This window comes from Psychrosphaera sp., from assembly GCF_982872775.1.
In genome coordinates, this window is record NZ_CEYNSH010000021.1 from 43,432 (window position 1) to 57,232 (window position 13,801).

The 13,801-nt window shown below is 40.5% G+C and carries 12 protein-coding genes; 8 read left to right on the plus strand and 4 right to left on the minus strand.

Annotation, left to right across the window (positions count from 1 at the left end):
• Window positions 1-97: 97 nt before the first annotated feature.
• The 4 genes from AC4E96_RS08065 (at window position 98) to AC4E96_RS08080 (ending at window position 4,326) form a co-directional block, all read left to right on the plus strand.
• Window positions 98-1,354 carry a beta-barrel domain-containing protein gene (locus AC4E96_RS08065; RefSeq protein ID WP_488033615.1) on the plus strand — a complete coding sequence of 419 codons (1,257 nt, stop codon included), beginning with the start codon at window positions 98-100 and terminating at the stop codon, window positions 1,352-1,354.
• A 212-nt stretch (window positions 1,355-1,566) separates the two neighbouring features.
• Entirely contained in the window at window positions 1,567-1,722 is a 156-nt protein-coding gene (locus tag AC4E96_RS08070; RefSeq protein WP_488033614.1) for a class IIb bacteriocin, lactobin A/cerein 7B family, read from the plus strand.
• Between the two features lie 71 nt (window positions 1,723-1,793).
• The gene (locus AC4E96_RS08075) at window positions 1,794-2,063 is read left to right on the plus strand and encodes a hypothetical protein (protein WP_488033613.1); all 270 of its coding nucleotides are present in this window, start codon (window positions 1,794-1,796) and stop codon (window positions 2,061-2,063) included.
• A gap of 100 nt (window positions 2,064-2,163) precedes the next feature.
• Window positions 2,164-4,326: a peptidase domain-containing ABC transporter gene (locus AC4E96_RS08080; RefSeq protein WP_490255447.1), complete on the plus strand. Its 2,163-nt coding sequence runs from the start codon at window positions 2,164-2,166 to the stop codon at window positions 4,324-4,326.
• 48 nt (window positions 4,327-4,374) lie between these two features.
• Here the strand turns inward: AC4E96_RS08080 and AC4E96_RS08085 are convergent, their stop codons facing one another.
• Window positions 4,375-5,850: a serine hydrolase domain-containing protein gene (locus tag AC4E96_RS08085; RefSeq protein ID WP_490255448.1), complete on the minus strand. Its 1,476-nt coding sequence runs from the start codon at window positions 5,848-5,850 to the stop codon at window positions 4,375-4,377.
• A gap of 306 nt (window positions 5,851-6,156) precedes the next feature.
• Between AC4E96_RS08085 and AC4E96_RS08090 the strand changes: the two genes are divergently transcribed.
• From AC4E96_RS08090 to AC4E96_RS08105, 4 genes are read left to right on the plus strand one after another with little or no spacing between them, the layout of a single operon-like run.
• Window positions 6,157-7,467, plus strand: coding sequence for a sterol desaturase family protein (locus AC4E96_RS08090; protein WP_490255449.1), 1,311 nt, complete (start codon window positions 6,157-6,159; stop codon window positions 7,465-7,467).
• A 1-nt stretch (window position 7,468) separates the two neighbouring features.
• Complete coding sequence (locus tag AC4E96_RS08095) at window positions 7,469-9,916, plus strand: TonB-dependent receptor (RefSeq protein ID WP_490255450.1); 2,448 nt, start codon at window positions 7,469-7,471, stop codon at window positions 9,914-9,916.
• A 58-nt stretch (window positions 9,917-9,974) separates the two neighbouring features.
• Entirely contained in the window at window positions 9,975-10,706 is a 732-nt protein-coding gene (locus AC4E96_RS08100) for a hypothetical protein (protein ID WP_490255451.1), read from the plus strand.
• Between the two features lie 23 nt (window positions 10,707-10,729).
• A complete protein-coding gene (locus AC4E96_RS08105) occupies window positions 10,730-11,128 on the plus strand; it encodes a DUF2750 domain-containing protein (RefSeq protein ID WP_490255452.1) in 399 nt (132 codons plus the stop codon).
• Between the two features lie 16 nt (window positions 11,129-11,144).
• On the opposite strand, the gene AC4E96_RS08110 is transcribed toward AC4E96_RS08105, so the two are convergent.
• The 3 genes from AC4E96_RS08110 to rlmA all read right to left on the minus strand — a co-directional run bounded on the left by AC4E96_RS08110 (window position 11,145) and on the right by rlmA (window position 13,570).
• Entirely contained in the window at window positions 11,145-11,984 is an 840-nt protein-coding gene (locus AC4E96_RS08110; RefSeq protein ID WP_490255453.1) for a class I SAM-dependent methyltransferase, read from the minus strand.
• Window positions 11,985-11,986: 2 nt separating this feature from the next.
• A complete protein-coding gene (locus tag AC4E96_RS08115; RefSeq protein ID WP_488033605.1) occupies window positions 11,987-12,511 on the minus strand; it encodes a peroxiredoxin in 525 nt (174 codons plus the stop codon).
• A 249-nt stretch (window positions 12,512-12,760) separates the two neighbouring features.
• On the minus strand, window positions 12,761-13,570 hold the full coding sequence (gene rlmA / locus AC4E96_RS08120) for a 23S rRNA (guanine(745)-N(1))-methyltransferase (protein ID WP_490255454.1): 810 nt from the start codon (window positions 13,568-13,570) through the stop codon (window positions 12,761-12,763).
• Window positions 13,571-13,801: the final 231 nt, after the last annotated feature.

A 13,801-nucleotide genomic window follows, 5' to 3' on the forward strand; every position in this document is an offset into this window, starting at 1 on the left:
TTGTTTTGTTTTGTTTGAGTGCGTGGTCATTTTAAATGTGTTGACTCACTAAAATAAATCGTTAAAGTGCGCCTCACTAAATATTCAAGGATTTGAAATGTCGTTATTTAGAAAGGAAGTTGTTTCCCATCAAAGTGAGCGTTTAACAGGTGCTATCACCTTAGCTCAGCCATTATCTATCAAACTAAGTGTTTTAATTTTAGTTTCTTTTGCTATCGCAATTGTCACCTTTTTATTTACTGCTGAATATTCTCGTAAAGAAACTGTGCGTGGCTTTTTAATGCCAAATAAAGGGGTGATTAAAAGTTTTGCTACTCAAGGTGGTACGATTGAACGTTTATTGGTTGAAGAAGGCGATTTAGTTGAAAAAGGTCAAGCCTTAGCGACTATGATCATCCATCAAAATAGCGCTGATGGTTTAAGCTTAAGCAGTAAATTACAGAAACAACTTACTTCACAATTAACGTTGCTTGATGAAGAAATAAGCCAATACCAATCTATTCAAATCCAAGAAAACCAAAAACTCGAAAATAAAGCTTCAGCATTAAAGAACGAGAAAACAGCACTAGAAAGCCAATTTACCCTTGCCAATGAGAAGCTTGAATTACTGTTGAGCCAACAACGAGATGTTGAGCAGTTAAAAAATAACGGGTTTATTTCGAAATTTGAAAAAGAAAATCAACAACAAGCACTGCTTGAAGCAAAGCAACAAAAACAAAACATTGCTCGCTTACTGCTTCAACAAAATAATCAAATTAATCAAACCGCTTTTGATAAAGCAAACTTGCCACAGCAATATAAACTTCGAATTAATAACTTACTGCGTGAAAAAGCCAACATTGAAAATCAATTAGTGCAAGTAAAAAACAGTCATAGCTACACGATAACCGCTAGCCATGCAGGTACTGTTACTGGTATTCAAGTGGTTGAAGGTGAAACATTGTCGCCTTCAAAAGCGCAATCTAAACCTCTACTGCATATTTTACCTAAAGGCTCAGAGTTAGTCGCAGAGCTACTGTTACCAACTCGAAGCGCAGGGTTTATCGCCAAAGGCCAAACATCACGCTTACGTTTTGATGCATTCCCTTATCAACGCTTTGGTTTTATTGAAAGTGAAATCACCCGTATAGACCGAGCATTAATTACACCAAATGAAGTGCAACTACCAATAGCACTGCAAGAGCCAGTTTACCGTCTGAGAGCAAAGTTAACCAAACAGCAAATGCAAGCCTACGGACAAGCGTTTGAACTGAAAAGCGGAATGTTATTTGAGGCAGATATTATGTTAGAGCAACGGACTTTGATTGAATGGCTACTAGAGCCAATATACAGCATAAAAGGGCGAGTAAGCTAATAGCTTTAAGTGGTTTTCCTGAACAAGATTTGGGACATAAAAGAATTTTTCTGGCAAAGCAATAATAAAATGCTTTGTGAGAAAATAAAGCGGCTGGCTAAAGTCAACTTTAGCGAGGCAAACTAAAGCCAGCCTAATCAATCGCTCTGTCTCATGTGAGATTGAGCAAATTAATCACCCGACACTTTCATTAAAAATGATAGGTCGGACATATGGAGTATAACATTATGCGTGAATTAAACGTAAATGAATTAGAGCAAGTGAATGGTGGTATTGCACCAATGGCAGTTATGGCAGGAGCACACCTTCTTAAAAGCCTTGGATTAGCTTACAGAGTATATTCATGGGGCAAGCGCGCTGCCGGTTAAATACAAAGGCGCAGTTTAGCATCAACAAGGGTTTTGATTACAAAGCCCTTTAATTTATAAAGGCGGAACATATGTCAGAAGTGATTTGGTTTATTTTTGAATTATTAATAGTTTATGTATTAGCTTTTTTAATCTTTTCCTTTAACAAGCGCAAAAAAGGGTACGATGAAGATAAAGATATAGGAAAACGTTTCAATCATCTTTATGGTTTTGACATGTTGACAGAATATGCATTTATCCAATCATTAATGCGTTCGAAGTCACTTAAAATAATGGCAAGTATATTTATTATATGCGTGGCTCTTTTTCTAGTTGTGATGCTAACTAACTCAAGTTCTTAAGTTTATTAAGTTTATTAAGTTTATTAAATAATTTTCTCCACCCAAATTATGAATTTCAAACTCTACCCAAATCTTATTCTGGGTTGTAATTAAAATAGTTATGAGTCAACCAGTTTTACATTTCAAGTCTACAAGCGATATGCCTCTCATTCTCCAAGCTGAAATCGCAGAATGTGGTTTGGCTTCTATGGCTATGGTCGCAAGTTATCATGGTCATAAACTTGATATGGCGGCCATGCGTAAGCGTTATTCTGCTAATTTAAAAGGCATGAACCTTCAACAAATTATTGAGTTGGGGGATAGTTTAGGTTTAGCGAGTCGGGCGTTACAGTGCCCATTAGATGAAGTTCACAAATTGCAAATTCCTTGTATCTTACACTGGGATATGAACCACTTTGTGGTGTTAACTAAAGTCTCAGGTAAAGGAAAAGCAGCAAAATTTTCAATCAATGACCCTGCTGTCGGTAAACGTACTTTAACAACAGAAGAGTTCAGTAATCATTTTACGGGTATTTGTTTAGAGCTTACTCCTACCAGCAAATTCGAAGTAAAAGAAGAGAAGGCTCAAATGAAGTTCACGCAATTGTGGTCTTCTATGTCGGGCTTAAAATCAGGGTTGATAAAGCTCTTCGGCTTATCTTTGGTGCTTCAATTATTTGCCTTAATGACGCCCTATTATATGCAATGGGTAGTGGATGAGGTATTGATCAGTTTTGATAAACCTTTACTGACGGTGTTGGCAATAGGCTTTGCCTTGATAGCCACTATTTCGGTTGTAACGAATGCGGTTCGAAGTTGGTTGATATTGCGACTTTCAAGCTTGCTCAATATGCAAATGGGTGTGAATCTTCTAAGGCATTTATTGCGTTTGCCAATGAATTATTTTGAATCCCGTCATGTGGGCGATATTGTTTCCCGCTTTGGTTCACTAGCGCAAATTCGTGAGCGTATAACCACAGGCTTTGTTGAAACAGTGGTAGATGGTGTGATGGCAATAACGGTACTTATTATGATGGCGTTATATTCACTAAAATTAACAGCTGTCGTGCTTGCTGCAATAGGTCTATATACAATTGTACGATTAGCTTTATATCGTCCACTTCATCAAGCCACAGAAGAAATGATCCAAGCATCGGCCAAAGAGCAGTCTAACTTTTTAGAAAATATTCGTGGTATGCAAACCATTAAGCTTTTTGGTAATGAATCCCAGCGCCAAGGGATTTGGCAAAATCGTTATGCGGAAGTAATAAACAGTGAAATTCGTTTGGGCCGATTAAATATCAGCTTCGATTCCTTTAATAAATTGCTCTTTGGTTTAGAGAATGTTTTAGTTATTTATTTTGCCGCTATTATGGTCATGGCAAATAGCTTAACAGTAGGTATGGTTCTCGCTTTTATCGCCTATAAAGGCCAACTTACGGAGCGATTTGCCAACTTAATTGAGCAGATTATTCAATTTAAAATGATGCGACTCCATCTTGACCGTATTTCAGATATCGCACTCACTGCTCAGGAAGCCAACCGTGAAGGAGAGTCAGTATACTTAGCTAGTGACAATTCATTTGAAGAAAATCAATTTAAAGGTCAGCTTACTTTAGAGAATATCTGCTTTAGCTATAGTGAAGAACAAGCTCCTATCATAGATAATGTTAATTTAACACTTAATAGTGGTGAATCCATTGCAATAACAGGTGCATCTGGTGCGGGTAAAACCACGTTAATGAAAATCATGTTGGGATTATTACAACCAACGTCAGGTAAAGTACGACTTGATGGTAAAGATATTACGCAACTTGGTTTAAAAAACTATCGAAAACAAATAGCTGCTGTAATGCAGGATGACACATTGTTAGCGGGCTCAATCGCAGACAATATCAGCTTTTTTGACCCACAACCTAACTATTTAAAGATAGAGCAATGCGCTCATTTAGCGGCAATTCATGCTGATATTACAAAGATGACGATGGGTTATAACTCACTTGTTGGTGATATGGGTTCAAACTTATCGGGGGGGCAAGTCCAGAGATTGTTATTAGCTCGTGCTTTGTATCAGTCACCTTGTGTTTTATTTTTGGACGAAGCAACCAGCCATCTCGATAAGGAAAACGAAGCGAGAATTAGCGAACAAATCCAGCATTTGTCAATGACTCGAATTATGATTGCTCACAGACAAGAGACGATTAATATGGCTGAACAGGTTTATCATTTAAACGGTGGAACACTAGTAAAGCTATCGAGTGAGCACTACGATGAGGCAAGCTAATAAAAAGTGTCTGTTCTTGTGACTTTAATGTAACCCAACACATTGTAATTAAACTTGTTTTTTAGAGCTTTCTAGAATAGTTTTGACCCGTGACTCCATCGGATAGTCGCCTTTGGTCCAGCCAAGGCGCACTATCACGGTTTGTTCAGACGGGACCATCATCACAAATTGCTTTCGGTTACCCATCATAGCAAAGGCATCTTCAGGTAGTGTTGCCCAACGCAATTCCTCACTGCCTTCTGACTGTCCATTGATTGAACTGCCCTTGTTCTTCCCGCTTTTATTTAACCAGAACTGATAACCATAACGTGAATCGTTTTGACTAGAGTTTGGGGTCGTTGCTTTTGTGACCCACTCTTCATCTAGTAATTGTTGGCCATTAATCATTCCTTTATTTGCCATAATCCAACCGAGTCTCGCCCAATCTGGTGCGGTGGCATATATATAAGAGCTTGCAACAGGAACACCAGACGGATCAACTTCAAATGTGATGTTTTTGATGCCTGCTGGTTTGAATAACGACTCGTGAATAAAACTCAGTGTTCGTTCCGGTGATTGCTCAAAATGTTCAAACAGCAGTCGGGCGAGAATATTTGAGGTGCCGCTTGAATAAGAAAAATGGCTACCAACATCGTGTTTCAAAGGGCTTGCTATCGCAACGTCAGAAGCACTCGTAGCAGTAAAAAGCATATGGGTGGCATCGCTCCCTGGTGCATAAGTCTCATCAAAATCCAACCCAGATGTCATGGTTAGCAAGTGCTCTACAGTTATTTCTTGTCTAGAATCACTGGACCATTCGGCAAATAACGGCGCAGACTTGAGTTCGATATTCAGGGCTTCTAATCGCCCAATTGCCATGGCGATGACACTCTTTGCCATAGACCAACCTAACAAAGGCGTCTGCTTATCAAATCCAGGGCCATAAGACTCTGCGATTAATTGGCCATTTTTAATAATGACGATGGCACGAGTATTTAATCCATTCTTGTTGTCATTCTCTAACAAGTTTTCCAACAGCTCAGAATGCTGTTCGACGAGATGTGGTCTCTTAATACCTATTGGCCATGCCTTTTCTGCAGGTGACTGAGTTTGTTCAGAATGATTGCTGGTGGTCTGCGATGAAATAATGTTAGTTTTTGAGTTTGAAATCTTTTCTCTGTTTGCAAGCTGCAAGGCTTTAGGCTGCCAGTCAGCGTCTGGGTGCGTAATCATACAACCATAGTGTTTTGAATAAACCGCTGTTGTAGTGGCTAGGCCGAATAAATCAGTTGTAACTTGTTGGTTGTCATCATCAATAATGATATTAACCAGTTTGGTAGCGGGTGAATAGGAGCTCAAATCGGAGCTTATACGTTCTTTGTTGAGACCGGTGATGAATCGGCTTGAACAAGCTAACTTGGCACTCAAGCTTGTCGCAACTTCGACAGCGTGACCAAGGTGGAAAATAGAAAAACCTAAAAATAGAGACGGAGCCGAAGCAATCAAGCTAAGCACCAAAATAAGCAGAATTAAAAAGCGTTTCATAAATCGAGGTCATTTTGTCTAATGATATTTAGATCAATACCTTACCATTGAAAATGAAGGTTTGGATAGCAGGAAATGATTTGTAACATTTGGCTACACATGAAAGACTTAACAAGTCTTTGAGATTAATAGACAATGGTCGTTTATATGGTAGTCTTTAGTAACAGTTCCGATGTGTTGATGCAGTAACATCGAACCTCAAAACCAGCTTAAGATCAGACGCTAGACGAAAAGTATGGTCGAAAGCAAGATAAAAAATAGACACCAAACAGGGCACAGCATCAACCATTGTTGGACATTTCATAAATGAATTATGTGGCGCTAGCGATTCCGTTTTTTCTTCTGCTCATAATAATCGAACTGGCGGTCGATTATTGGCGAAAAAGTGGTTATTACCAACTCAATGATACCGTCAATTCATTGCACATTGGCATTCTAAGCCAAATGTCCGGTCTCGTCAGACGTCTAATCCAATTTAGTGCATATGCTCTAGTCTTCCAGCACATTGCGCTTTTTTCTTTACCGACCTCTGAATGGTGGGTTTGGGTGTTAGCCTTTGTTGGTTATGATCTTTGTTATTACTGGTACCATCGTTTATCTCATGAAATAAATGGTTTATGGGCTTCTCATGTTGTTCATCACCAATCTGAAGAATACAACCTCAGCACCGCATTGCGCCAGACAAGCGGCAGCATTGTTAGTTTTGTTTTCTATTTACCATTGGCTGTTATTGGTATTGACCCTATCGTATTAATTTCCGTGGGCTCACTCAATCTTATTTATCAATTTTGGGTACACACTCGTCATATAAACAAAATGCCAGCTTGGTTTGAGTTTATTTTTGTTACGCCAAGCAATCATAGAGTTCACCATGCCCAAAACCCCGTTTATTTAGACAGAAATTATGGTGGCGTTTTTATTATTTGGGATAGGTTATTTAACACTTATCATCCCGAGCTCGACGACGAACCGGTAATCTTTGGTGTCACGAAACCACTAGCAAGCTGGAACCCAGTATGGGCCAACCTGGAGGTATATTGGAGTTTGATGCTTGATTCATTCAGAACCCAAAGCTGGTCGGATAAAATTCGTGTGTGGTACAAACGCACTGGCTGGCGGCCTGAAGATGTTAAGCAAACTCACCCAAGCCCAGTTTATGATCCTTACAAACTGGTTAAATATGACGTTCAAAATAATTGGATTCAAAAAGCTTACGTTCTGTTTCAGCACCTTACAACGCTTGGTTTTGTACTGGTTATTTTGTATCAAGCATTAGATAAAACCGCGTTTGAAATATTTATAACATTTGCAGTGGTTGGCTATGGCCTGCTGAGTTTGGGAATGATCCAACAACTGCAAAAATATAGTTATATCGCTGAAGCACTAAAAATATTCGTTTGGTCCGCTTTTGTCATTTATGGTCCTTACGATTATCCTGTTTCTATCTCGTTGGTTACCGTTTGGGCTTTGATTAGCGCAGTTTTACTGGGTCTATCTTATAAAGCTCTTTTAGGCAAAATTGATACAAGCTCTGCTAGTCAGACAAACGCAGAGGCAAAAGAAGCGGAAACAAACAACCCAAAAATAACAATAAAACAACCATTGTCAGGGAATTAACATGTTGTCACCAAAACCCACATCATTGTTTAAAATAAATCGCATCTCGATAGCACTATTTAGTGTTGCCTCGGTGTTTTCTTTGAATGTTAATGCTAACGAAGCAGAAGAAGATAAAGGTCTAGAGGTTATTCAGGTAACGGCGCAAAAAAGGGTAGAAAGTATCCAAGATGTGCCTATTGCGATTACGGCATTTGGTGATGGTGATATTGCAAAAATGGGTATTCAAAATGCCAATGATTTGGGGTTATTAACACCAGGTCTTGAGACAAACAACGCTACGGCCACCCAAACGACGTTTAATATTCGTGGCATAACCACCAACGATATGGGGATCGGTTTAGACGCGGCTGTTGCGGTGTATATTGATGGCGTTTACGTAGGTCGTCGTGGTTCATCTAACATCAATTTTAATGATGTTGAGCGCGTGGAAGTTTTAAAAGGTCCACAAGGTACTTTATTTGGTCGCAATGCCGCAGCTGGTGCGATACACATCATCACCAAAAAGCCGAGCGATGATAATGAAGGAATGATTAAGTTTACGTTAGGTGAATACGACAAGCGTAAAGTTGAGTTCTCAACCAATGTTCGAATTAATGATGAGTGGTCATTTAGAGGCGGGTTTAACTCTAATTCACGTGGCGGTTACCTTGATGTAGTCGGTGACAATGAACGGTATGGCACACAAGAAGACTGGTCTATTCGCGGTGCGTGGTTGTGGCAAAAGAGTATGGACACTGAGGTGATCATACGCGCCGATTTTAATGACACCAATCAGCAAGCTAGACCGGCGATTACCCTGAATACAGGATACGGAAATGGCGACCCATTTGCCCCTATCGAATATGACTTTGAAGGCTTAGAAACAAGAGAAGCTTATGGTGCGTCTATCGAAGTAAATCATGATATGGATGATATGACGTTTACCTCTATCACCGGTTTTAGAGCCTTCGAGCGTTACAATGCGATGGAAGATGATGGCTCTGCGTTTGAGCGTGCTTATTTTGAAAGTATCCTGATTGAAGACCAAACTCAGTTAAGTCAGGAGTTTCGTCTTGTTGGCCAGCATGGTGATTTAAAATGGACAGCAGGCTCTACATTCTATTATGAAGATATTGAGCAAGACGTAATTGCTACTTTTAATACAGTTAGTTTTGACGCATTGGCGGCGGTTCAATTGGGAATGGACCCGCGACTTGTTCCACAAATGCCGTTTGGACAAGGTGTTGCTGGTGCTTATATGACACTTGGCCCTCTAGAAGCACAACAGGTTATCGGTGCTGAAATACAACGCCGAATGATGCAAGGTCAGGATTTTGAAACAGCCCAAGGGGAGGTTGGTGCCGAGTTAATCAACGCAAACTTGGACAAACTCTTTGCTCAACATACGGAAACATTTTTGCATGAGGCCACCACGACAAGTGTTGCACTATATTTTGATGGTACGTATGCACTTACTGACAAGTTGGACCTTACTTTAGGAGGTCGTTATACCTATGACGATAAAGAGTTTGCCCTTTTCTCGACTCCACAAAACTTCTTTACGGTACCTTATCAAGACCTAGGTGAAGTGCCATTAGCCGTTGCTTTTCAACCAGAAGATGCCGAACAGGAAGATACTTGGTCTAAGTTTACGCCACGAGCTGTGATTGATTATAAGTGGACCGACTCTTTCATGACTTATGTCTCATACGCCAAAGGCTTCAAATCTGGAGGATTTAATGGTTTAGGCAAAGCGCCACCGATTAAAGAAGAAACGGTTGTTAACACTGAGGTGGGCTTTAAGTCGAGCTGGTTTAATAACCGCTTCAGATTTAATGGTTCTTTATTTGATTACGAATACACAAATTTACAACAGCTTGAATTGTTTGGCTCTCCAGTACCGACTTATAACTTGCGTAATGTCGATGCGGAAGGCGATGGGTTTGATGTTGAATTTGTTTGGCAAGTTACGCCAGACCTTATTGTGACTGCCAACCATGGTGAAACCGATGCTCGATATACCAAGTGGGACTTTTTCCCAGGTGAAGACCAATCAACGGGCCGTGTGGGTCAAACTATCTCTGGTATGCCAGAAAGCCAAAGTAATATTCGGTTTGATTATTTCTTTGCTGCCTTACACGGTGAATTTAATTTCCACTTAAGTTGGGCACACACCTCAGAAAGGACGCAAGGCGTCGAGGGTCCAAAACTCCCAATTTTACCATTTGAGCCAGGTACCGTTACTGGACTGACCGCAGATAACCGCATCGACGGATATAGTATGGTCAATACTCGATTAAGTTGGCAAAGTGATAACCATCCAATTTTTGCCGCAGTTTATGTCAGCAATGCATTAGACGAAGAGTATTTAATTCAAACGGGTGGACAAGCGATGGCGCTAGGCTCTCCTATTGCGACACCTGGCTTGCCAAGAATGTTTGGGTTTGAGTTCGGTATGGAGTTCTAACCAAACGACAAACAATGTTAAGAGAATGCCAGCAGGATAGGGCATTCTAGGAGGAAAAATGGAATACCTCGATAGTTTGTCCGAAGTTTTGTTAGTAATGGTGTTAATCTCTTTGATACGCACCTTTACTCAACAAGATTGGTTGGCCAAACCTTATAAAACATGGATTGTATTTGCTTTAGCTTTTATTGCTATTACGGCAAGTGTCGGTGCTGTGCGCTTTGCTGAACTGGGAGCGGAGTCACATATTGGTGTAAGCAATACCATCATTGCGCTACACGACTTTTTGTCATTACTCAGCACCAAGTTTGCAATGCTGTTCTATGCCTGTTTGCTCCCTGTAACCTTGGTCTCATCAATGTGTAAAACCTTGCAAGCCCAAGAAAGAGAACTGAATGGCGCAAGGTTTTCTTACACCGATAGGCGAGGGCAGTTAGACGAAAATAAAATAGCTAACTTTGCACTAAAGGTATTGCTCTTTGGCTTTGTGTATAGCCTATTAACATTTGCTTTTCGTGATGGATTGCCAACAATTATCAGTGATGCCATTGTGTTTATTGGCCTAATGTTGTTTTTCTTACAGGCTAGAACGAAATGGCTAGTGGGTAGCTCAATTATTTTTATTTTAGCTGTACCCTTGAGTCATCTTTTACCTATCTCAGCCGATGTTACTGTCGCTGTGTTTCATTTCTTGTTGGCCAGCCATTTTGAATTGGTGCGCCGGGCGATTAAAAAACACAAAAGCACAACTAATCCTGCGAATTTAGCCGACTTTGAATTACAATCATGAGATATCAAAAATAGAGGTGTACCATGACAGACGCAACGCTAGATCAAAGCCGAATAAACGAGATTTCAAACTGGGGGCAAGACAAGCGCTTGACCTATTTGTTGAAGCAAATGATTGAACAACAAAAGGTTTGGATTCTAACTGACGAGCACGGTGCGGTCATGTTAACGACAGAAGATGAAGATTGTATTCCAGTGTGGCCACATCGCGAGTTTGCCGAGCAGTGGGCGACAGGTGACTGGGAGGGCTTTGAGCCTAAAGCAATCACTTTAAAAGACTGGCAGTCAAAATGGACACCTGGTCTAGAAGTCGATGAGTTAGCGGTAGTAGTATTCCCATTGCCTGATGAAGACGGTATTTTGCTAGATCCTGCCGAGCTTCACTACGAGTTAGATGAGAAAAAACGTAAGCTTCACCCGTAAATAATCAAAGAGTGGGTTATGACTTGGTTAATAAAATCACATCATTGCCCACAAATTCTACTTCAAAACCAAACTTCTCTGCGACAAATTCAAACGTTGTCTGACTAAAAAATGCGACGTGAGTTAAGTCATTTTTGTAGTGCCAACTTTTAAACTTTTCTTTATCTATTACAAGCTTGGTCATGATACCAAGCACACCATCTGGCTTTACTCGGTCGAGCAAAATAGGCAAGTCTCTTTTGGGTCTATTAAAGTGTTCAACGACTTCAGTGCATGTCACAAAATCGTATTGCTTATCGAGTATTTCGGGGTTGTTATGGTAAAACACATCATACAAATCAACATCTAGACCCAACCTTTGAAGTTCGGCTGCTAAGGCTGGTCCTGGGCCGCAACCAAATTCGAGCCCTTTTAGTGCCTTGGTCGAAGTGTCTAATGGAGGAATAAGCCGAGTATCTGATTTTTGGGGCTGTGGTACTGACTTTGTTTCTACAGATGACTGAGCTAATGGGACAGCTATATTTTCCCCAAAGTTGTCAGCGAGATTAGCTAGGTCGAGTTTAGTTAACACCGGCTTGGCCACACGACTTAAAAACGTGAGATAACCATGGTCGTGTAGTACGTTTTGATGCTTGTCGTATTCTGCCTTTTCATCTTCAGGACTAAGGTGTTGATGATATGGTACAAAAACCAACTGGCACTGAGCGCATTGATAATAATCTCGGCGATTATCACTATGAAAATGGTGCGAGCTTGGGTGCTCGCACAATATGCAATCTGGACTTAGCGTAAGTACGCTAGGCTCAATCTCTTTTTGGGAGTTTTTGCGAGCGCTAGCGCTTTTTCTACGACCCATTATTAGCTTTTGTCAAAGCCTAACATTTTCATGTATTTAGCCATGTCTTCTGCAGATTTTGCTGGACGAACGTTTTTATCAATCATGACGATTTTGCCAGTCTTGTCGATATAAAACGTGTGGCGCTTAGCATAGCCCATAAAACTTACGCCATAGGCATCCGCAACGTCTGCGTCTGGGTCACTTAGCAGTGGGAAGTCAGCTTTTGTTTCTTGAGCAAATTTAGTGTTGTCTTCGACATCATCTGTAGACGCCATAAAATATTGAGCGTTGAATTCTTTGAGTAAGTGGCCGTTTTCAGCCAATGACTTACATTCAATCGTACAACCTGAGGTAAACGCCTTTGGGAACCAAGCTAATACAACGGCTTTGTCGCCTTTATAATCAGAAAGTGAATAAGTTTTACCATCGCTGCCTTTCATTGAAAAGTCAGGGGCCATGTCGCCCACTTTTAAATCAGCGTTTGCGAATGTCGAAAACAAGACGGCTAGGCTTAGTGATGCGGTTTGTAATAGTGATTTGATCATAGTCGTATTCCATTATTATGAAGGGGGTTACTAAACCTTATCCTTCTTTTCTATTTGCTCGTAGTTGAACGTTTGTCTGCTAATTGGTAAACATTTGAGACGGTTCAATTTATTGTTGGATTTAAACCTCATTTTGTACAGCTTTTTATTTAGTCATTCTGCTTAGCCGTATTATCATGTTAAGAAACATCATGAGGTATGCACCTGACAGCCTACGCTGACTTTTCCTATGGCGATCAGTCCTTTTACTTATTTAGTGGCTTTAAATTGAGAAATGATAAAGTCTAACTGCACCTTAAACGGCAAATTGGCTAACAGTTTTGCCTTTGCCTCAACCGAAATTTTCCACCCAAATGGGGTCATGGTTAACAGGTTTTCAATATCACTCTCGCGCTCAAGGCTGATGGTCTGTTTGACATTGTCTGCTTCAATTAACTGGAATCCTTCTGGCGCTTTAGGAGAATCGTGTAATTGAGGTTCTTTATAAATTTGTTGTTTGAGCTCAAGTAAGTGATCTGGCCCTGGAGCGACAGAAATAATACTTCCGTCCTCACTCAATACTCGTTGACATTCAATGCCTACCAAAGGGGCAAAAACATTGGCGATAACATCGATACTCTGGTTTTCAAATGGCAGGTGTGCGTTGGTTGCAACGCTATAATGAACGTTTTTATTGCGTTTGGCTGCATACTTTACCGCCGCTTTCGAAATATCTATGCCATATGTTTCACAGCCAGTAGAGCGTTCAATTTCGTCAGTGTAATAACCCTCACCGCAGCCTAAATCGATAACCTTGCTTGGATTGAGACTTGCGATCTTTGATACGAGTGCGGTTCTCAGGAACTCATAGAAGCCTTCTTGTAAGAATAGACGACGTGCCATCACCATATTTTTATCATCACCGGGTTGAAGAGACTTTTTTTGCTGCACAGGCAACAGGTTAACATAACCTTCTTTTGCAATATCAAAGCTGTGATTATTGTGGCACTTGTACATATTGTTTTGCTTGGTCAGTGAAGACTGACACAAAGGACACCGATAGTTTGCAATAGAAGTCATGGGCAATGCTTTTATAAATTTAAGTCGAGGGGATTATACGTGAAGCGCGTAAAGTTTGCAGGGGCTTGTTACAGGTTGAATTGGCGAATAAAACAGCGAACGAACACAAAATTGAATTATTTATGAAAAAGAGGCTTTACCTTCCCTCGTCGCTAAGTATAATTGCCGGACTTCGATGCAGGGGCGTAGTTCCAATTGGTAGAACAGCGGTCTCCAAAACCGATGGTTGGG

Excerpts from the sequence above, each read along its gene's own strand:
- AC4E96_RS08090 (WP_490255449.1), top strand. The coding sequence starts at position 6,157 with ATGAATTATGTGGCGCTAGCGATTCCGTTTTTTCTTCTGCTCATAATA.
- rlmA (WP_490255454.1), bottom strand. The coding sequence starts at position 13,570 with ATGACTTCTATTGCAAACTATCGGTGTCCTTTGTGTCAGTCTTCACTG.
- AC4E96_RS08095 (WP_490255450.1), top strand. The coding sequence starts at position 7,469 with ATGTTGTCACCAAAACCCACATCATTGTTTAAAATAAATCGCATCTCG.
- AC4E96_RS08070 (WP_488033614.1), top strand. The coding sequence starts at position 1,567 with ATGGAGTATAACATTATGCGTGAATTAAACGTAAATGAATTAGAGCAA.
- AC4E96_RS08065 (WP_488033615.1), top strand. The coding sequence starts at position 98 with ATGTCGTTATTTAGAAAGGAAGTTGTTTCCCATCAAAGTGAGCGTTTA.
- AC4E96_RS08105 (WP_490255452.1), top strand. The coding sequence starts at position 10,730 with ATGACAGACGCAACGCTAGATCAAAGCCGAATAAACGAGATTTCAAAC.
- AC4E96_RS08100 (WP_490255451.1), top strand. The coding sequence starts at position 9,975 with ATGGAATACCTCGATAGTTTGTCCGAAGTTTTGTTAGTAATGGTGTTA.
- AC4E96_RS08080 (WP_490255447.1), top strand. The coding sequence starts at position 2,164 with ATGAGTCAACCAGTTTTACATTTCAAGTCTACAAGCGATATGCCTCTC.
- AC4E96_RS08110 (WP_490255453.1), bottom strand. The coding sequence starts at position 11,984 with ATGGGTCGTAGAAAAAGCGCTAGCGCTCGCAAAAACTCCCAAAAAGAG.
- AC4E96_RS08085 (WP_490255448.1), bottom strand. The coding sequence starts at position 5,850 with ATGAAACGCTTTTTAATTCTGCTTATTTTGGTGCTTAGCTTGATTGCT.
- AC4E96_RS08075 (WP_488033613.1), top strand. The coding sequence starts at position 1,794 with ATGTCAGAAGTGATTTGGTTTATTTTTGAATTATTAATAGTTTATGTA.
- AC4E96_RS08115 (WP_488033605.1), bottom strand. The coding sequence starts at position 12,511 with ATGATCAAATCACTATTACAAACCGCATCACTAAGCCTAGCCGTCTTG.